This window comes from Thermoleptolyngbya sp. M55_K2018_002 (assembly GCF_015295965.1).
Classification (GTDB): Bacteria; Cyanobacteriota; Cyanobacteriia; order Elainellales; family Elainellaceae; genus Thermoleptolyngbya; species Thermoleptolyngbya sichuanensis.
On the sequence record NZ_DVEA01000280.1, the window covers coordinates 1 to 20,064 of the forward strand.

The window sequence follows — 20,064 nt, forward strand, 5'->3', positions numbered from 1 at the left end:
GGGCGGCTGCGGGGCGGCTCTTGGCGAAAACTGTCAGCCTGACGGGGGCGGCCAGAGCGTTCAGTCCGGTGCGGCGGCGCTTCATAAAAGCCGGGGTCGTAGGCAGGGTCACTGGCAGGGTCGCTGGCAGGGTCGCTGGCACGGCCACGGCGGCGCTTTGGGCTGGGTTCGCTAGCGCGACGGCTGAGCTGCTGGCTGATGCCTGAAAACACCTCTCGATTCAGGTAGGGATAGTCGCTGACCCACAGCCCATAATCCGCCATGTACACATCGGATAGCTCCAAAATGGGGTCGAGGTCGGGGCGATTGGAGATGGCAACCAGTTGAGCGTGATCGCCCGGACGAATCACCCGATGGTCGCGCACCAGCGGCACCTTTACCTTGCCCAAGTAGCCTGCTTCATCGGCTAATTCCAGGTTCAGCCGTCGCTGCCGATTTTCGACGATCACCAGTTCGCCCTGCTTGTTGACCCGTTCCTCGGTGCCGACGAGATCTTCAGTAATGTAGACATCGGACACCTCGCCCTGCCAAAAGCCCGCATAGGGAAAGCGGCGATATTCAGCATTGCGGCGGCCGGCCTGGTAAGCGGGCCCCCACAACCAGTACAGACCAGCAATAATCGCCACGCTGAATTCCAAAATCTCAAACCAAAAGTTGGGTGGCAAAATTGCCCGCAGCACCAACCCCAGCAGCGCCCCCACGACCGAAATCAGCACGCGACTCAGCACATCCTGAAACTTGCCCCAGTAGTAGCGATACTGCTGCGCTGTGGCGACAGCGGGAATCAGTTGCTTAAAAACGTCTTCGGTGATGGGGGTGAGCATGGTTGAATCGTGGCGATCGCCCTCAGCAGTTCTCTGGCGCAACGTCCTCTTTAACGCAGCACCTCAAAGCCCTGACAAGCAGCATTTTTTCGAGCCTAGCATTTGTCCGTCTGGAATGGTCATCCAAGCAGGAGCAGATTGATTCAAATTTTTAGACTCCTAAGTGCGTCAGGCTCATTTCTAACCCCCATCATCGGAAAACGGCTGATTGACTACCCGACAAATCACAGAATTGTCAATGGAAATTCCCGTATCCGATGGCGCCTTTTTGCAAAACTGCCCCACAGAGTTCAGTAAAAATCTCAGGGAAATTGAATTCAAGAAATTGCAGAATATGGATAACTCTGGAGAACGCATTCGGAACACTAGCGATTAGGGGGCAATTGAATCGTTAGGGTTCCTGCTCAGAAGGCGTCCTTACAGGTGAACTGCCTGACCTTGGGGGCTTATAGGGTCAGGCATTTTTCTTTTAAAGATTCAGCTATTACTCTGCTACTCTGCGGCGGAAGTAGATCTTGTTGATTCGCCGTTGCCTGCAAATTAGAGCCTTTTGTGATCGCTTGCTCGCAGCAGGCGAAACTAAAATGCAAGTTGTCGGTGCCGTCATGCACAAATTAATCCGGGTCATCTACGGTGTTTTGCATTCCAGGCAGTCCTTTGAACCGACCAAACTTTGTCCTGCACCTTGACTACCGAAACAGTATCTAGGTTTTGCGTAGAAGGTTGATGCGTAGAAGGTTGGCTTTTCGAGGTCGAAACGCCCGAAAAGCCAACCTTTTCTATACCTTTTCAGCCAGCCCTGAACCCGCCTAGCGACGGATGGGCGTGCCGCAGGGATAGGTGGCCACAGGCTCCCGTTCGGGTTTGGGCACTGGCTTGGCGTTGGGAATGGCAGCGCCTACCTTTTCCTCGGTGCGTTCTGCACGGGCTGCCAGATAGTCCCGTTGCAGCGTCGCCAGCATTTCCTCGCGGCGATCATAGAGGCGCTTCAGCGGACGCGGTTCGCACTGGTTGATCACGTAGGCTCCCATCAGCGGCAGAGCGATGGTGCTGTCGGTATAGCAAACAATGGTGCTGGGCAATTCTTCTGGGTCAACTTTGCCCCAGCTCACGGCTTCGCTGGGGGTTGCGCCGGAAAGTCCACCCGTGTCGGGACGAGCGTCGGTAATTTGCACAAAGTAGTCATGCCCGCGCTCCTCTAGCCCCAGCACCTCATGCAGTTGGGGCTGGGTTTGCAGCAGGAAGTTTTTGGGGCTGCCGCCGCCGAGGATGAGTGCAGCACTCTTGCCTTCTACATCGGGAATGCCAGAGTTGCGGGCTGCATAGGCGATCGCCGCTGTTTCGTTCACATCCTGCGATGGATCGATCACCAGCTTCGAGCCTTCTAGCGCTAGGGCTGCGACGTTCATGCCGATGGAGCTATCGCCCGGAGAAGAGGTGTAGATCGGCACGCCACACTCATAGGCCGTAGACAGCAGGCAGGGATTTTTCACACCAAGCTGTTTTTCCATCGCGTTGATGTATTTGCCCAACAGGTGGTGAAATTCTGCCGTGCCCATGCGCTTTTGGAATGGCTCAGAGCGCAGCAGTTCCCGAATAAACGCATCCGTTTCCAGCAGCACGTCATAGCCAAACACAATGTCGTAGATGCGAATTCGCCCTTCCTGGCGCAGCTTCACGTCGTCTACAAAGGGGTTGCTGGCATAAAGCTCCATCCCCAGCCCGTAGTGCAAGTCGTGATACAGATTTGCGCCTGTGCTGATGATCCAATCCACAAACCCGTGGCGCATCAGCGGCGACAGGACGGATACCCCCAACCCCGCAGGCGTGAGCGCACCAGATAGGCTGAGGGCAACCGTCACGCCCGGTTGCATGATGTCACGGCTGAGCAGATGACAGGCTTCGCGCAGACGGGCTGAGTTGTAAGCCGTGAAGTAGGTATCGATTAGGTCAGTGATGCCGATATTGGCAGACAGCGGCGCAGGCGAAATTTGACGACTAAGCAGTTTGGTCATGGCTTTTTCCCAATAAAGTCCGGCGTGAATTGTGAATGTAGAACTAGAGCAGAAAACCTGTGAAAACCAGTCGGCTCAGAAAAGAGGGTTGAACGAGGCGCGGTTACGCTGGGCAGGTGCGATATTTTGGCTCAAAGACCCCGTCGGCGCGGCAGGACAGCGGAGAACCCCCTCAGGGTTCCTCAAAACAGGGAATCTCGAATAGATTGCAACCGCGTCAGGGGCGCTGATAGGGGCGCTGGTAGAAGCCTTGCAAAACAGGATGGCCCCGTTGCCTGAGCAGATCGCCGGAGAACCTGTCGCATTGTCGCAAGTGATCGAGCGCCTCGTGGAAGAAGCAGCGCGATCGCCCGTTTGGCGAAATCCAGCGATTAACCGTTCAAAAACTTTGATATGGAGTGCAGATCGACCCAGTTTGCTCAACCTTCTGTAAGAAGCCGACCCCAACTTGGGAGGCTCCAGGCAGATGGATAAAAACAAACCTAAAGTTGCAGGTCGATCAGCGCATACTGGGCCCTTCGCAGCGATCTGCCCAGGACAATGCAGGATCGGAAAGCCGAATTCGCTGTAGATTCATTCCCAAGTACCAGAAGAGAAGCCAGAGGCGACTTCCAGCAGAAAGGAGTTTCAACGGCTTGCAACCCTTTAGCGCTACGTCAGTCTACAGTTTAACATCCTTCTCGCAAACGACCAGATGCTAATGGGTGATAGAGCAGGGCAAACGCTTACTCAGGACGCAAGGAGGGAAGAGAGGCAGACGTGATTCCGTTGTTCTATCCTGCCCTGAGGCAGTCGCCAGCCTGAAATCGCCAATCCCAAGCGCAAAGCCTCTTTCAGCAACATGAGCGATATAGAATGGGCAGTCTAGCAAGCGCTGCTCCCGGCGAGTAAAGCAGGGCTTCGGTCACCATAGGATGCGTTTGTCCTGTTTCTCCTGTGGCTCTCGCTTGTCCTCTGATCCCCCGCAGCGGTAAGCTCATCCCACCTGCTGTTCTGGAACGAAGGAGAACGTCATGGCGGTGCAGGAGAAAACGCTGACCTGTGGGCAGCTCGAATGGTTTTATCGAGCGGTAGAAGGAGATGCAGCGAGCAACCGAGTGCCTGTCGTGCTGCTGCACGGGCTGCCTGCTACGGGCTATAGCTGGCGTGGCGTGATGTTGGCGCTGGAGGAGCGGGGGTTTGGGGCGATCGCCCCCGACTGGATTGGTTTTGGTTCCTCGGCAAAACCCGACCGCCGCACCTTTGCCTACACGCCCGATGCCTACGCCACTGCGCTGGAAACGTTTCTGACCACCTTGGGGATCGATCGCTGCTCGCTGATCGTGCAGGGATTCATCGGCTCCGTGGGGCTGCAATATGCTCTGCGCCATCCCGACCAGATCGAGCGGCTGGTTATCCTGAATGCCCCGGTGACGAGCCGCGCCAAGCTCCCCTGGAAGATGCAGCAGTTGGGGCTGCCGCTGGCGGGCGAAATGTTCACCCAAGACCCGCTGCTGGTGGATCGGACGCTCGAAGGCGGCGGGGGCTATGTGGTGAAAGACGAAGATCTGGATGTATATCGCCGCCCCTTTTTGAAAAGCTCGGATGCGGGTCGGGCCCTGTTTGCCGCCGTGCAAAACCTGCGCCTGCCGCAGGCTACTGCCGAGATTGAGCAGGGGTTTCAAGCCTGGACGAAGCCCGTTTTGGTGGGCTGGGGAATGCGCGATCGCTGGCTGCCCCTCAGCCTGGCCGAGGCATTTGTGCAAGCCACTCCAGAAGCAGAACTGATCCAACTGCCGGACGTGGGGCACTATCCGCAAATCGACTGGTTCGACAAGGTGAATGAAGCGATCCTGCCCTTCTTGCTGAGAACCGTCATTTGACCCAGGTTCCCTCACGGCGGCTCTCGCAGCAGATCGGAGATCAATTATTTCTTCGGCACTATTTTCCCAGAAACATCCGCCTTTTGGAGGATAAAAAAGTCTCGATTCTTTACCCCGATCCCCTTGCAAAGGATCACATGTCGCATCACACTAAACGTGGGGATCAAACAGGCGTTAAACGGCGGTTAAGAGGTCATTGTGAAAAGGGTATTAGCGATTATTCTGGGCGGCGGTGCGGGCACCCGCCTGTATCCACTCACAAAGCTAAGGGCCAAGCCAGCCGTGCCGCTGGCGGGCAAGTATCGCTTGATTGATATTCCGGTTAGCAACTGCATCAATTCCGACATTTACAAGATCTTCGTCCTGACGCAGTTCAACTCAGCGTCGCTCAATCGCCATATCTCCCGTACCTACAGCTTTTCGGGGTTCCACGAAGGATTTGTGGAGGTGCTAGCGGCACAGCAAACTCCTGAAAATCCCAACTGGTTTCAGGGCACGGCTGACGCGGTGCGGCAATATCTCTGGATGTTCCAGGACTACGACGTAGATCAGTATCTAATCCTGTCTGGCGACCACCTCTATCGCATGGACTATAGCGATTTTGTGGAGCGCCACCGCGAAACCAAGGCCGACATCACGATTTCGGTGCTGCCGATGGATAATGAGCGGGCCTCAGATTTCGGTCTGATGAAGATCAATGAGGATGGACGCATCATTGACTTTTACGAGAAGCCCAAGGGCGACGCACTGAAGCAGATGCAGGTGGATACCACCGTGTTGGGGCTGACCCCCGAAGAGGCAAAGCTCAAGCCTTACATTGCGTCGATGGGCATCTACGTGTTTGAAAAGCAGGTGATGTTTGACCTGCTGCGGCGATCGCCCGAACAGACTGACTTTGGCAAGGAAATCATTCCCTCCTCTGCCAAGGACTACAACCTGCAAGCCTATTTGTATAACGGCTACTGGGAAGACATTGGGACAATCCGCTCGTTCTACGATGCCAACCTGGCGCTGACGCAACAGCCCCATCCGCCCTTTAGCTTCTACGACGAAAAGGCTCCCATCTATACCCGCGGGCGATCGCTCCCGCCTAGCAAGCTGCTCGACTGCACCATTACCGAGTCGATGATCGGCGAGGGCTGCATTCTAAAAAACTGTCAGGTGCATCACTCTGTTCTGGGCATCCGCACGCGCATCGAGTCGGGCTGCGTGGTGCAAGACACGCTGATCATGGGGTCAGACTTTTATCAGCCCTTGGCAGAGCGCTCGAACAGTTGCGATGATGGCAAAGTGCCCCTCGGCATCGGCGCAAACACCACGATTCGCGGGGCAATTATTGACAAGAACGCCTGCATCGGCTGCGATGTCAAAATTTTGAACAAGGATCACATCGAAGAAGCTGCCCGCGAAGAATACGGCTTCTATATCCGCAACGGAATCGTGGTGGTTCTCAAGGGGGCAACGATTCCGGATGGAACCGTGATCTAGAACCGTGATTTAAAGGTTTAGAACTGAGGATAGGGTTCGGTTCTGGAGGGCAAGAGTCTGCTGCTGTGGATCAACGCACTGCTGCCCCAACGCCAACGGTTTTCCATCTGATTGTTCTGATTGGTCTGCCAGGAAGCGGAAAGTCCACGCTGGCGCAGGTTTTAGTCAACAACTATGGCTGTCGGCTAGTGTCTACAGACGCGATCCGGGGGCAACTGTTTGGCGACGAGGCAACGCAGGGCCCCTGGCCGCAGATTTGGCAGGAAGTCGAGCAGGCTTTTCGAGCGGCGACGGGCGTTCGTCCAGATCAAATCGTGCTGAAGCGACGGTCTGACGCTGCAAAGCCGCTTACGCGCACCCCGTCTCACGAAATCTCTCATACGCTCTACGACGCGACCAATGCAGCACGGCGGCAGCGGCAGGAGGTCGTGCAACTGGGGCGGCGCTGTGGCTTTTCACACATCACGGGGCTGTGGCTAGATGTGCCGCTGGCTCTGTGTTTGGAGCGAAACCGAAAGCGCGATCGCCAGGTTCCTGAACCCATTATCGAGCAGATGCATTGCCGCCTCTCCGCAGCCCCACCCAGCCTCAGCGACGGCTTCGATACCTTGATTCACCTGCCACCAGCCTTTTGTCCAGACCCCACAACCTGGGATTCGGCTCGGTTTGGGAAACCACACCCCCAATTCTCTTGAAGCTTTGATAGGGTTGGAATAGGGGCGTTGTCGCCACCCCCAGTTGGTATGCCTAACCCATTGGCTCAAGTAGCTTGATCGATTCGAGAAATCTGAGCCATTCAAGCGATTCAAGCGATTCAAGCTATTCAAGCCATTCAAGCAATTCAGTCAATTCAGAGTAGGTGATGACCCGATGGCTGCTCAGGACTTCAAAGACTACTACGCCATCCTTGGAATCAGCAAAAGCGCCAGCGCCGACGAACTCAAGCGGGCCTACCGCAAACTGGCGCGGCAATATCACCCCGATATGAATCCTGGCAACCCGGCCGCAGAAGCTCGCTTTAAGGAAATCAACGAAGCCTACGAAGTGCTGTCTGACCCAGACAAGCGCCGCAAATATGACCAGTTTGGGCAATATTGGAAGCAGGCAGAAGGCTTTGGTGGCGGTGCTCCGGGCGACTTTGGTGGATTTGACTTTAGCCAATACGGCAGCTTCGATGACTTTATCAATGAGCTGCTGGGCCGGTTTGCGGGCGGCGTTCCAGGTGGCGATCGCAGCTATGGCTATCGTCCGGGCACTCCACCGGGGGGCTTTGGCGGGTTTGGCGGGTTTGGCGGGTTTGGCGAACCGCCGACCAGCGCGGGCGGCGATCTGGAAGCCAACCTCAGCATGACCCTTTCGGAAGCGTTTAAGGGTGTGCAAAAACGACTGATTTTGGGTAGCGAAGAAATCGAGGTGCGGATTCCGGCGGGGGCCAAACCGGGTAGCAAGATTCGCGTGCGGGGCAAAGGGCAGATGAATCCCTATACCCGTCAGCGAGGAGATTTATATCTCAAAATCGACATCCAGCCCCACCCGTTTTTCCGATTTGAAGAAGACAATCTGGTGTGCGAAGTGGCGATCGCCCCTGATGAAGCCGTGCTGGGAACCGCCATCGACGTGCCCACGCCAGACGGCCTCGTGACCATGAACGTGCCCGCCGGAATCCGCTCCGGCCAAACGCTGCGACTGCGAGGTAAGGGCTGGGTGAATCCCAAAGGCGGGCGCGGCGATCAGTTGGTGAAAATTGTCATCGTGCCTCCTAAGGATCTCAGCCCTGTTGAGCGCGAATACTACGAAAAAATCCGCGATAGCCGCACGTTTGACCCCCGTAGCGGACTAAAGCATATCCGGCTCTAGCCCTTATTCTCTAGCCCTTATTTTCGATTCAGAAAGCTGTAAGACTTACGCACCTGCGACAAGTTTGCTAGGTTTTGGACGATTTCTCACGGACGCAGCCCGCGAGAAATCGTCCAACTGCGTATGTCCTAAAGCTGATTCAGAAAGCTGGCTCCTGAAAAGCTGCGCCCCACATTTACCTCCTGAGACAGAGGACACCCCTGGATCGAGTTACCTACTCTGGAGATATATCTTGACTCCCTGAGGGGATGTGCCTACCGCACGTCCCTCTTTTTATTGCGGATCTGCTGATCTCCAATATGGGACGCGATAATATGGGACGCGATGAGGTGCGCTGGGCTATAGGGATTGGGGATTTTAGATTGCCGATTTTGGATCGTAAAGCCACAGATTTATCGAGCTTGTAGCTATTCCGGGCTTTTGGCTACCTCGACTCCAGCGGCAGAAACACCGTCAGCACTTCGCCTCGCTGGGGTCGTTGTTTCACGATTAGCTTGCCGCCTAGCGCCTGGAACAGATTTTTAGTCACTGCCAAGCTAAGGCTGAGGCTGCCCGTTTCGGGCTGGAACATCAGCAGTTGCCCCAGCGATTTTAGCGGTGGCACAAAGCCTAGATTAGCTCCGGCTGGGTCGGCGGCTGGTTGTTCTGCCTCAAATTGGAGCTTGAGCTGGTGTCCGGCTAGCTCCACCTGGAGGCGAATTTCGCTCCCTGGCGCAAGGGTCTGCGTGAGTCGGTCGATCAGCCCCGTCAACACCTGATCAAACAGGTTGGGGTCGGTGACGACGTTCGGCAGCTTTTGCGGCAGTTCGACCTTGAGTTCTAAACTGCGCTGGCTGGCCAGTTGCTTCCACCGAGACACGTTTTGCTCGAACACCTGCGCCAGAGACACCGGGGCCAGCGGCATCAGCGGATGCTTGACCGGAGCCGTCTCCAGTTCTGCGGCTCGGAAAATCAGGTTAAACCGATCGATTTGTTCGGTGCATTCCTGGTCGATGACTTGCAGGCGCTTTAGCACGTCGGGGCTGAGATCTTTGCGCTTTAGCAGGAGCCGCGTCAGAGTGCGGATGGTGGTTAGCGGGGTGCGGACTTCGTGGGCGATCGCCTGCAAGAGTTCCATATCCAGGTGTTCGCTCTTGGCGCTCAGCAGATCATCTGCCTGTGCCTGGCCCTTTCGGCTAGCATTGTTGCCATTGGTCGAGCTTGACTGCTGCAAGCCCAGGGCGATCGCCTCGCCATCGTGGAGCCAGTGCAAGGGCGACACCTCAACGGCCTCGGCCGCTTCTTCTGGGACGCTGGGGCGATCGCCCACAGTCGGCAACGAGTTGGGATGGGCTTCCCACTCCAGCGGCTCTGGCAAAAAGTCGAGCATCAGCCGATTGAACCGGGAAACCAGTCGATAGTCGGGCAATGTGGTGGGGCGATCGTCGGGACGATTGGGATCGAGCGGCATGAACTGGATAACCAGTGGCTCGATCTGTCCCAAGATCCCCGCCCCTGCAAACAGCAGCCGCGCCCGCAGCGCTTGCCACGCCGCCCGCACCACCACTGGGTCAAAGGACAGCATAAACGCAGGCGTGCCTTCCAGATCTTCCCCCAGCACCATCACCAGCCCAAAGGTCGGCGTTAGCACCAGGCAAAACTGCTCCGCCGCCAGCGGATCATTGGGCATGAGGGGCACCGTGGCCGCCGTAGAGCCGTGCGGGATGTTGTGCTGGGCCGAGGGCAACAGCCGGAACGGAAGCCACGACGCGGTTTCTAGCGCATTTACCGTGAAGTTCCAGGTGGCAACTCGTGCGACCACATCGGGTGCTTCTAGCACGGGCAGCGGCCCCGATAGCACCAAAGCCTGGGCTTTTGCTTTAGAAGATCGAGGTTTGGGGTCAGAGGGGAGCGTTTCCAAAAGCAGATGGTTCAGCGCGGCGATCGCCCCCCACCATTCGCGCTCAGCCTTAAGCTGCTGCCGGGCCACAGGGCCAGGCTGCCGCACCGGGCTTTCTGCCTGGGCAACGACTTCACTGAGGGTGGGTAGATACCACTTATGCACGGCTGCGCGTCCTGGAAACAAACGGTTCCAATATCGATGAGTGCAGAGCAGTGAGGTAAAACGCGGCTGCCATTGCCCCTAGAGAGGTTCTACAGAGGCAGTATACCCGCAGGCATTCAGCCCTGGCACATCTCTCTGGCACACCTATCTGGCACACCTATCTGGCACACTTACCTGGCACAATCCTGGCGCATTTACCTGGCATAATCTGGGCCAATGCACGGCGATCGCGCCTTATCACTAATCACCTCATGCTCCTATATAAGACGATATCGATAAACCTCCAGAGAGCCTAGCTCTAGAACCGAACTCTGGGGTCGCAATGCCCGCCCTATGATGGGGATCAGGGGCGATCGCCCTCAAGCTGGGACACGAACAGAGGACTGATGCAGTGGCAGGATTTCTCGCGGGCGCAGTCCACAAGAAATCCTCCAAAATCCAACTGATTGCAAGTTATTGCAGATGCGTAAGTCCTGAAAAAATAAAGGGCAGAGACTTGGCGACGGTACTGGTGGTGTGTCCGGGGGTGCATTCGCCCCGGCTTACAGAATCTTTTCTAGCGGCAGTGGCGCTGGATCGGCTGGACACGATGCAAATTTGCGTCATACCGGGCGATCGACAGCCTGTGTATTCGCCGCTGCACGGGCTGAGTGTTTTGCAACATCGACTGGGCGCACCCTGGGCCGCACCGCCAGTCTTATTTCTGGGCTTTAGTGCGGGGGTCGTGAGTCTGGCGGCGATCGCCCCCCTCTGGCAAGCGCTCGGCGGAACCGTGCTGGGGCTGATTGCGCTAGACGGCTGGGGTGTGCCCCTGAGCGGCCCTTTCCCCATCCATCGACTCAGCCATGATCACTTTACCGACTGGAGTTCGGCCCTGCTGGATGTGCCCCTGAACCTGCTCACCGCTGCGGCAAGGGGCGATCGCTTTTATGCAGAACCCGCCGTGGCGCATCTAGAACTGTGGCGATCGCCCCACACGACAACGGGCTGGTGGCATTCGGCATCGGGGTCTCAGGTGTTCACCACGGCGGCGGCGTGCCTGCAAGCGCTGATCCAGACCGCTGTTGCTCAATGACCGCTTTAGGGTCGCATATCCACCTAATCGACAACCCCAATGCTCCACTCCGCCCCTGAACTAGAAACGCAGCGACTTTATCTGCAACAGTTTCAGCCAGACGACCTCGACGCGCTGGCAGCGCTATCAGCCAATCCAGACGTGATGCGCTATGTGGGGCATGGCGTTCGCACGCGGGCGGAAACCCAGACGGGGCTGCATCGCATGATGGCACACTGGCAGATGCACGGCTTTGGCATGTGGAAGCTGGTGGAAAAGGCGACGGGTGCTTTTGTCGGACGAGTGGGGCTGATGCATCTAGACAGCACGCCGGAAATCGAAGTGGGGTATGTGCTAGATTGCCCCTTTTGGGGGCGTGGGTTGGCTACCGAAGCAGCGCGGGCCAGCCTCCAGTTTGGGTTTGATACCTTAGGGCTAGGCCGGATTGTGGCGATCGCCCGCCCCGAAAACCGGGCCTCACAGCGTGTCATGCAAGAACTCGGCATGACCTACGAAAAAGACGCTTTTTATTACAACTGCGAGGTTGTGTATTGGGCGATCGCCCGCGAAAATTTCTCGCCGTGACAGGCCACAACACGCCGCGACCGGATCACCCTGAAACAGCCCTAAAATTAGCCTGAGATAGAAACTAGCCTGAAGCAGCGCTCAACCCATCGTAGAAAGATGAATAGCGCTGGATCGAGCAATACACTAGACTCAATGCGGATGGCGAGACTCGAACTCGCAAGGCAAAGCCACACGCCCCTCAAACGTGCGCGTATACCAATTCCGCCACATCCGCGTGGGGGGAACGGGCAAATCAGCATGAGGGATGACTGCTGACTTACTCACAGTCTTTAACTGTACTCCAAAATCGCGCAATCGTCCAAGCCACGCGCTGCAAATTTGCCACCAATTTCTCGCCAATTTCGCCTATGTTTTTCTCAGGGTTAGAAAATTTTGACTCCGTTCCCGGTTTTGCTCCTTTCTCCGAAGCAACGCTACAGAAGCAACGCTACAAATGAAACTACTAAAACCCCCACAGACGATTGCCTGGCAACCCAAAATCGAAAATCCAAAATCCAAAATCAACATAGGTTGGGCCCCTCTCGTTAGCCACTGATGCTGCCTCCCTCTTCGCCTGACTCACTCCCCAAGCCCCTGGTTGACCTGGAGCAGCGAATGCGCCCGCTTTTGCCTGCCAGCCTCTATGCTGCGCTGTGGGTCGATCCCACTGCCGACACGCTGATGCAGGTGTTTCAGCATCTACGCACGATGCAGCAAATATTGCATGACTATATGCCCCGCCAGGTATCTGAAGCGCCGCCCCTGCTGGGAAAACTGCGCTATGGCTGGCAGGAGGGGACGCTGCTGTTTACCGATCTGGCGGGCTTTACGCCCCTGCTAGAGGCAAACGCAGATGCGGGGCCGGAGGGCGCGGCGGCGCTGTTGACGCTGATTAATCAATATTTCTCTAGCATGATTGAAATTATCAGCAAGTCGGGGGGCGATTTGCTGGAGTTTACGGGCGATGCCATGTTGGTGCAGTTTTTGCCAGGGCGAGACGGCAGCGATGCGGCGCAGGCGGTGCGGGCGGGCCTGCGAATGCAGCGGGCGATGACTCAATTCACCGCGCTGGACATGCCCCAGGGTCAGTTTTCGCTAGAGATGCGGGTGGGCATCCACTCTGGACGGTTTCTGACGGCGGATATTGGCACGCCAGAGCGAATGGGGCGGGTGCTGCTGGGAAAGACGGTGCAGCAGGCGAAGCGGGCAGAGTCGGCTAGTGCTGTGGGGCGGGTGTGCGTGAGTCGGGAAGTGGGCGATCGCCTCGGTCAAGAATTTCCGCTCCAGCCGCTCGATGCCCAGCACAGCCTGGTGATTGACCAGCTTAGCCCGGAGGAACTAGGAGAATATGACATCACGCTGCCCCGTCGCCGCATGGCTTCATCGATGCTGATGGATCGCAGCATCCCCGGCCTGAGTGAGGAAATTCAGAAGTCGGTAGGTCTGGTAGAGCCGCTGGCCAGCTACTTGCCCGCGCCAATTCTGAACCTGCTGGTGGAATGCGCTGCTCAGCGTCAGATTCCGCCGGACTTCCCAACCCCAACAGTGGTCTTTGTCAACCTGATGGGGCTGCCGGAAGCCGTAGACCTGGCCTCGCCTGATGAAGTGGATCTGCTGGTGCGCCGCTATTCGCAAGCGTTTGCGCTGATCCACGCTAGCGTGCGATCGCGCGGCGGCATTTTGCAAAAGGTGACCTATCATTCCCTCGGTTCCGACATGCTGGTCTACTTCGGAGCGCTGGGCAGCCACCCCGAAGATGCGCTGCGGGCAGCGGACATGGCTCTGGAGGTTCGCCAAATCGTCCGCCAGCTTGCACCACCACGGTCTGCGGGTCAGCCTGTGGACATCGCCTGTCGCATCGGCCTCGACCAAGGCCCCGTGTTTGCCGCCGAAATCGGCTCGCCCCGTGCCCGCCGCGAGTTTAATATCCTGGGGGACCCCGTGAACACGGCCGCCCGCCTGATGACCCTTGCCAGCAGTGGACAAATTTTGCTGACGGAATCGGTGTATCGGGCGATCGCCCCCCACTATCCCTGCACGCCCATCGGTGATTTGTTTCTCAAAGGCAAAACCACACCCCAGCCCACCTTTGAGCTTGAATCCCCGATTTGAGACAGAGACGCACTAAGCTCCAATCCCGGCTTCGGCTCAAAAAAAATTGTCCTGACTGAAACAGGGGTTGCTATCATTAAGCCGTTTTTCAGAGCAATTTTTGCAGCGCTCTGAAAAGCATGTTTCAGCGCGGCTTGTGCGGATACAGCACGGTTTTTCAGATGACTTACCCACACGCCAAACTTCGGTTTCAAATCCGCCTTTACGCTTTCTCTGAGGGCGAATTATAGGGCGATCGCCTACGGATTCAGTTTTATGTCAAAAAGGACACTGGGTTAGTCGAATTAATCGGTCGAATTAATCGATTGAGATGTTAATTTCATCGCTCCAGATTGGGCAACCTTGCTTTATCACTTTTGTTTCAGACGTTAGATATCAGGAGATATCGGGTTCAACCTTCTAGCAAGGTCATGTTCCGACTGCCTTTCTCGACCTTCCCAGGAGTTCTCAGAAATGCTCTCAGAAGCATGAAATAGAACTCCGAAAAAACTCCGAAACTCCCAATCTGGCAACGCAGAATCCCTTTTCCCCCCTCCGTACTTCCTCCCGCTGTTCAAGTTCGTTAGGAAAACAGTTAATGGCTACTCTGATTGGAACCCCCGGCCCGGACTTTTTGCTTGGCACTCCCGATGCTGATCTCATTTTTGGCGAGGATGGAGATGATTACCTCCTTGGCGCTGCTGGCAACGACCAAATTAACGGTGGCAACGGTAACGACCTGCTCCAGGGCAATGCAGGCAACGACCTGATAGACGGCGGCGCTGGCAACGATACCCTCTCCGGCGGCATCGGCAATGACACTCTCAACGGTGGCGACGGCGACGACCTGATCTATGCCGACAGCGGCCTCAATCGGCTAAATGGTGGACAAGGAGCCGATACGCTGGTCGCGGGCACTGGCGGGCGCGATGTCATGACCGGCGGCCCCGGCCGCGATGTGTTTGTCCTGGCCAACGGCACAGGCGGTAGCCGCCGGAGAAACGCCAACGTTATCGCCGATTTCAATCCCAACCAAGACCGCATTGGTCTAGCAGGTGATCTTCGCTTCAATAACCTCAGCATCGTCCAGGGCACAGGCAACAACCGCAACAACGTCATCATTCGCAATCGTCAGACGGGTGAATTTCTGGCCATTGTTCGCAATGTGAACGTCAGCCGCCTCACCCGCACCAACGTAGTCGCCTTCCCGCTGCCCCCCCGCGACACCACGCCGCCCAGCGCTGCCAACCTAGTCATCGCCAATCCCAACATCACTGTTGCGGGAGGAACCACCCAGACCTTCACCATTCAATATGCCGATGCGGTTCAGCTCAATAGCCTCAGCTTCCGCAATGGCAACCTGCTCGTCACGGGCCCCAACGGTTTTGTGCAGGGGGCACAGTTGGTCGGCTTTACACCCGTCGGCAACGGCACCTCCCGCACCGTGACCTATCAAATCACAGCCCCCGGCGGCACTTGGGATGCCAACGACAACGGCACCTACCAGGTTTCGCTGCAAGCCGGACAAATCTTCGACACCAGCGGCAACGCAGCCCCTCCGGCGACGCTCGGCAGTTTCAATGTCAGCGTGCCCATTCCCATCGTGCCCGTCAGCGTTGCCGTCTCGCCTGCCAACGTGGTCGAGGACACCGGCGGCACGATGGTCTACACCTTCACCCGCACCACCTACATCCGCAACGCCCTAACCGTCAACTTCACCCTGGGCGGCACCGCCACACGCGGCAGTGATTATAACGTGACGGGAGCCAGCATCACGGGCAATACGGGCACGATTACCTTTGCCCCCAACGCCAGCACCGCTACGATCCGAGTCACCCCCCTTGCCGACAACCTGGTCGAGCCAAATGAAACGGTCATCGTAGCGCTGGCTCCCGGTGCAGGCTATAGTCTCGCTCCTGCCAACAGCGCCACAGGCACCATCATCGACGATGAAAGCCAGATCGCACTATCTGTGTCCCCTGCTAGTGTCCAAGAAGACAGCGGCAATGAGCTGGTTTATACCTTCACTCGGACAGGATTTCTAAACCGCAGCATTACGGTGAGTTTTGGAGTAGGCGGCACCGCAGGCTTTGGTGCAACCAGCGACTACACCGTGAACGCACCGCCAGGAACAACATTTACCTATGGCGCATCGGCGGGCACGATTACTTTTGCAGCAGGGGAAAGCACTAAGGTTCTACGTATTCGTCCCAATGCAGACACCGTGGTGGAACCCGACGAAACTGTGATCCTGACGCTCCGCAGCGGTGCAGGCTATGCTCCCCTGACCACAGCCCCAGTAGTTGGAACCATTCTGAACGACGATAGTTCAATCAGCGTCGCGGTGTCCCCGAACGCGGTACTAGAAGACAGCGGCACGGGAATGGTCTACACCTTCACCCGCACCGGATTCACGGGCAACGCAATCACCGTAAACTTTACGGTCGGCGGCACAGCGACCCTGGGCGGGCCGAATGCAGACTACACCATTACAGGCGCAACTGTCACAGGTGGAACGGGCACCATCAACTTTGCGGCTGGCGAAACAACGAGAACTATCACCATCACGCCCATTGCTGACAATGCAGTGGAACCAAATGAAACTGTCGTGGTTGGGGTTGCGGCTGGCACAGGATACGTTGTTGGCGCACCAGGCAACGCGACGGGCACCATTCAAAATGATGACTCCAGCATTCAGCTTTCGGTATCGCCCAGCAGCGTGCTAGAAGATAGCGGCAATGATTTAGTCTTTACCTTCACCCGTACAGCGTTCCTCGATCGCCCCATTACAGTCAACTTTGGCGTGGGCGGCACAGCCACCTTCAGCACCGACTACACCGTGTCTGCGCCTGTAGGTACGACCTTTACCTACACGGCGCTGGGGGGAACGGTGCAGTTTGCGGCGGGCGAATCGACCAAGACGATTCTCGTGAAGCCCGTTGCAGACTCCAACCTAGAGCCGAATGAACTGGTGACGCTGACCCTGCAACCGGGGACAGGCTACACGCCCGTCAGCACGACACCAGTCTCCGGCATCATCGAAGACGACGACGCAATCGTGACGCTAACGGTTTCGCCCGACAGTGTTCTTGAAGACAGCGGACAGGAAATTGTTTACACCTTCACGCGAGTAGGCGCAACGAGCCGTGAGCTGACGGTGAGCTTCACGGTCGGCGGGACAGCAGTATTTGGCGCGGCGGGCAATGACTATACCGTCGAAGGCGCAGCCAGCTTTAACCCCACGGCGGGCACGATTACGTTTGCGCCTGGGGCGACTACGGCTGTTTTGCGGATTAAGCCTGTTGCGAATCTGGATACAATTGAGCCAAATGAAACCATTAGCCTGACGCTGGTCAACGGGCCGGGCTATACCTCTGGCACGGTCACCCCGCAGGTCAGCACGATCCTCAACGATGACGGCATCGTGACCAACATAAACGACTCTGGAGCGGGGTCGCTGCGCCAGGCGATTATTGCCGCCAATAACAACAACTCCATTGCCAACCCAACGATTACCTTTGCGCCATCGGTAAGCGGCACGATTCAGCTTGCCTCAGCGCTGCCTGACTTGTCGCGCAATATGACGATTGATGGGCCTGGGGCTGGGACGCTCACCATTTCGCGGGATTCGGCCGCGGCAACAAACTTCAGGATCTTTACTCTCCAGCCAGCTATCACAGCAACGATTGAAGGGCTAACCATCTCCGGTGGAAACGTGGCTACAGGAAATGGGGGCGGCATCGCTAACTTGGGCGGTACGCTGAACCTGGAAAACTTGGTCGTGCAGAATAGCCAGGCGCAGCTCGGCGGTGGCATCTTTAACCAAGGCGGTACAACGACGCTGCTGAACACAATCGTAAGGAATAATACTGCTGGCAGTGGGACGAGCGGCGCGGGCGGCGGCATTAGCAACCAGAGCGGTACGGTTAACATCCAGGGCAGTAGCCAAATCGTGAACAACGCAGCGGCTAGCATTGGTGGCGGGGTTTCCAACGATTCTGGCGGCACCCTGAATGTGACGGGAACCGCAGGTCAGCGAATTCTGTTTTCTGGTAATGTTGCCCAAAACTCGTCAGGCGGCGGCTTGTACAATGCTGGAACGTCCAATATCAACTTTGCCAATTTTGTCGGAAATCAGGCGAGCAATATTGGTATGGGCGGCGGCGGGATTTTCATCGCATCAGGTGGTGTTTTGGCAGTGAATAATTCGATCTTTAATAATTCGCCGCTGAATACGCCAAACAACCTGGCTGGCGACCTGTCTAACTTCAGCGGAACTGGAAACACGGGCATTTAGCCTTTAGCCGAAGCCTAACCCTGTATCTTCCCCTTCGTATCTTCAATCTCTCCCCGCACCCACTCAGCGGTCGCAGGAGCCAGCAGCACGCCGTTGCGGTAGTGCCCCGTTGCCAGGATGAGGTTTGGGCAGGCGCTCAGCCGCTCCAGCACGGGCGCGGGGCGGTTTGCGGGGCGAGGGCGCAGACCCGACCAAGTGTGTTGCACCTCGGCTTGTGACAATTCAGGACAGAGGGCGATCGCCCCTTCCCAGACCGTTTCTAGCGCGGCGGGATTGGAGGCGATCGCCTCCAGCTTTCTAAACAAGTCTGTAGTTGAGAAATCGCTTTCGGGAAACTCGACCGTTGCGCCGATCCAATATTCGCCCTGGCCCAGCGGCACGACGTGAATATCGTTGCCCGTAATCACAGGCTGAAACGTGCGATCGCCCATTGGTTCCCCCAGTTTCACCCGCATCGCCTGTCCCAAAACGGGGCGGATGTCGATCTGGGGGAGGGGCAGCGCGTCTAGTAGCGGTGTGGTTCCCAGCCCGGAGGCGATCACCACCCAATCGGCCAAGAGGCGATCGCCCTGCACGGTTCGCACGCCCACGCAGCGCTGCCCCGTCGCATCGGCAAATTCTAGCGATGCAACCGGACTCGAAAAATCAAACTGCACGCCGCGCTGTGCGGCCCCTCCCACCAGCGCACGGGTCAAGGCCGTCGGATCAATCTGGCAGTCCTGTGGCGAGTAGATGCCCGCTGTGACTGCATTCAGAGAAACCTGAGGACAGCGATCGCCCACCTGAGCCGGAACCCAATGCTCCAGCGTCCAGCCCTGCTCCCGGCGGAGGCGGATCAGATCGTCCCATTTCGATAAATCTGCTTCGTAGGACAGGAGCAAAATGCCCTGCCGATTCACGGGCACTCGCTGCCCGGTCAATTCCTCTAGCTCAGGGAGCCACTGCTGATAACGGCGGAGGCTGGTTTGTCTCAGGTTCCAGGCGCGACCCCTAGTTTTCTGGCTAATCGCGCCCATCAGCACGCCCAGCGCAGCCCCCGTTGAGGCGCGAGCAGGAGGCTGGCGATCGACTACGGTAATCGCCAGACCATTCACCTGGCTTAGCTCGTAGGCGATCGCCGCCCCCACCACTCCGCAGCCCACGATCACCACGCGGCTTACGTCGGTTGGCACAATCCTACCTGCCTCCGGGGGGTAGCTGGATTATCCTAACCGTCCTGCGTCGTTGGCATCAGATCCAGAAACACCTGAAAATCGCGCAGCGCCTCGTTATAGTTCAGCAGCGCCTTTTGAGAATCGCCCGTCTGGGTCGCTTCGTCGATGGCGATCAGGTGCCCAAACACGGCTTTGGCGGCATCCAGCGCGGCGGGCTGAGCTTTCTTGGGTTCCAGCAGCCGGGCCAGACGGGTCATCTTCGCCCGCAGTTCACCCAGCGGCCCGTGAATGAAGGTCTGCACGTCCACCCACTGCTTCTTTTGCACCAGCGGGGGAATTTCCTGCATCCGCACCCGCAGTGCATCCACATCGCTCACGTATTTTTCAATTTGCGCCAGTTGTTCAGGTGAATAAAGTGGCCCTTTGGCAACGGGGGCGCTGCTACAGCCAATGGACAGGACGGCGATCGCCACCAACACCAAACTGAGGACGCTTCGATACCACTTTTTCATAGATCTCACTCTATTACTTGCCCAATGTTTGCCAACGGATTACCCCAGAATACATCAGCCAATGGCGGGATAGTCGCGGCATCCCGATAGACTGAACACTGGCTCCGGTAAAGCACTATAAACCACAAGGGGACGAGTGGGAAGGGTTTCGCAGGACGAGAGGGCACTGAATCTGACCGGAACCCTGTGTGTTCCCAATGCGCGTTCCCAAACGGCAATCGAAAATCCAAAATCCAAACAAGATTTACGCACTTGCGATAAGTTTGCTGGGTTTTGGACGATTTCTCGCGGGCTGCGCC

The 20,064-nt window shown here is 57.1% G+C and carries 13 protein-coding genes and 1 tRNA gene; 8 read left to right on the forward strand and 6 right to left on the reverse strand.

The window, feature by feature from the left end; genetic code table 11:
* Both IGS51_RS14370 and speY read right to left on the reverse strand, forming a co-directional pair.
* Positions 1–866 (reverse strand): hypothetical protein (locus tag IGS51_RS14370; RefSeq protein ID WP_297079192.1); only part of this gene is annotated, 866 nt, incomplete at its 3' end.
* A 767-nt stretch (positions 867–1,633) separates the two neighbouring features.
* Positions 1,634–2,839 carry a deoxyhypusine synthase gene (gene speY / locus IGS51_RS14375; RefSeq protein ID WP_297079194.1) on the reverse strand — a complete coding sequence of 402 codons (1,206 nt, stop codon included), beginning with the start codon at positions 2,837–2,839 and terminating at the stop codon, positions 1,634–1,636.
* 1,013 nt (positions 2,840–3,852) lie between these two features.
* On the opposite strand from speY, the gene IGS51_RS14380 reads away from it, so the two are divergent.
* The 4 genes from IGS51_RS14380 to IGS51_RS14395 all read left to right on the forward strand — a co-directional run bounded on the left by IGS51_RS14380 (position 3,853) and on the right by IGS51_RS14395 (position 8,046).
* A complete protein-coding gene (locus IGS51_RS14380) occupies positions 3,853–4,701 on the forward strand; it encodes an alpha/beta fold hydrolase (protein ID WP_297079197.1) in 849 nt (282 codons plus the stop codon).
* A 198-nt stretch (positions 4,702–4,899) separates the two neighbouring features.
* On the forward strand, positions 4,900–6,189 hold the full coding sequence (locus tag IGS51_RS14385; RefSeq protein WP_297079199.1) for a glucose-1-phosphate adenylyltransferase: 1,290 nt from the start codon (positions 4,900–4,902) through the stop codon (positions 6,187–6,189).
* Between the two features lie 65 nt (positions 6,190–6,254).
* Entirely contained in the window at positions 6,255–6,884 is a 630-nt protein-coding gene (locus tag IGS51_RS14390; protein WP_297079200.1) for an AAA family ATPase, read from the forward strand.
* A gap of 175 nt (positions 6,885–7,059) precedes the next feature.
* A complete protein-coding gene (locus IGS51_RS14395) occupies positions 7,060–8,046 on the forward strand; it encodes a DnaJ C-terminal domain-containing protein (protein ID WP_297079202.1) in 987 nt (328 codons plus the stop codon).
* A 424-nt stretch (positions 8,047–8,470) separates the two neighbouring features.
* Here the strand turns inward: IGS51_RS14395 and IGS51_RS14400 are convergent, their stop codons facing one another.
* Positions 8,471–10,090: a sensor histidine kinase KdpD gene (locus IGS51_RS14400; protein ID WP_297079204.1), complete on the reverse strand. Its 1,620-nt coding sequence runs from the start codon at positions 10,088–10,090 to the stop codon at positions 8,471–8,473.
* A 496-nt stretch (positions 10,091–10,586) separates the two neighbouring features.
* Between IGS51_RS14400 and IGS51_RS14405 the strand changes: the two genes are divergently transcribed.
* Positions 10,587–11,165 (forward strand): hypothetical protein, encoded by a 579-nt coding sequence (locus tag IGS51_RS14405; RefSeq protein WP_297079205.1) that lies wholly within the window; start codon positions 10,587–10,589, stop codon positions 11,163–11,165.
* A gap of 39 nt (positions 11,166–11,204) precedes the next feature.
* A complete protein-coding gene (locus IGS51_RS14410; protein WP_297079207.1) occupies positions 11,205–11,729 on the forward strand; it encodes a GNAT family N-acetyltransferase in 525 nt (174 codons plus the stop codon).
* A 136-nt stretch (positions 11,730–11,865) separates the two neighbouring features.
* Here IGS51_RS14410 and IGS51_RS14415 read toward each other — a convergent pair.
* Positions 11,866–11,946 (reverse strand) — tRNA-Leu (locus IGS51_RS14415).
* A gap of 320 nt (positions 11,947–12,266) precedes the next feature.
* Between IGS51_RS14415 and IGS51_RS14420 the strand changes: the two genes are divergently transcribed.
* Together IGS51_RS14420 and IGS51_RS14425 are read left to right on the forward strand one after the other, a co-directional pair.
* Positions 12,267–13,823, forward strand: coding sequence for an adenylate/guanylate cyclase domain-containing protein (locus tag IGS51_RS14420; RefSeq protein WP_297079209.1), 1,557 nt, complete (start codon positions 12,267–12,269; stop codon positions 13,821–13,823).
* Positions 13,824–14,400: 577 nt separating this feature from the next.
* Entirely contained in the window at positions 14,401–18,099 is a 3,699-nt protein-coding gene (locus tag IGS51_RS14425) for a Calx-beta domain-containing protein (RefSeq protein WP_297079211.1), read from the forward strand.
* Positions 18,100–18,113: 14 nt separating this feature from the next.
* Here IGS51_RS14425 and IGS51_RS14430 read toward each other — a convergent pair whose 3' ends face one another.
* Both IGS51_RS14430 and psbQ read right to left on the reverse strand, forming a co-directional pair.
* A complete protein-coding gene (locus tag IGS51_RS14430; protein ID WP_297079214.1) occupies positions 18,114–19,271 on the reverse strand; it encodes an FAD-binding oxidoreductase in 1,158 nt (385 codons plus the stop codon).
* A 35-nt stretch (positions 19,272–19,306) separates the two neighbouring features.
* Positions 19,307–19,765 carry a photosystem II protein PsbQ gene (gene psbQ / locus IGS51_RS14435; RefSeq protein ID WP_205371075.1) on the reverse strand — a complete coding sequence of 153 codons (459 nt, stop codon included), beginning with the start codon at positions 19,763–19,765 and terminating at the stop codon, positions 19,307–19,309.
* Positions 19,766–20,064: the final 299 nt, after the last annotated feature.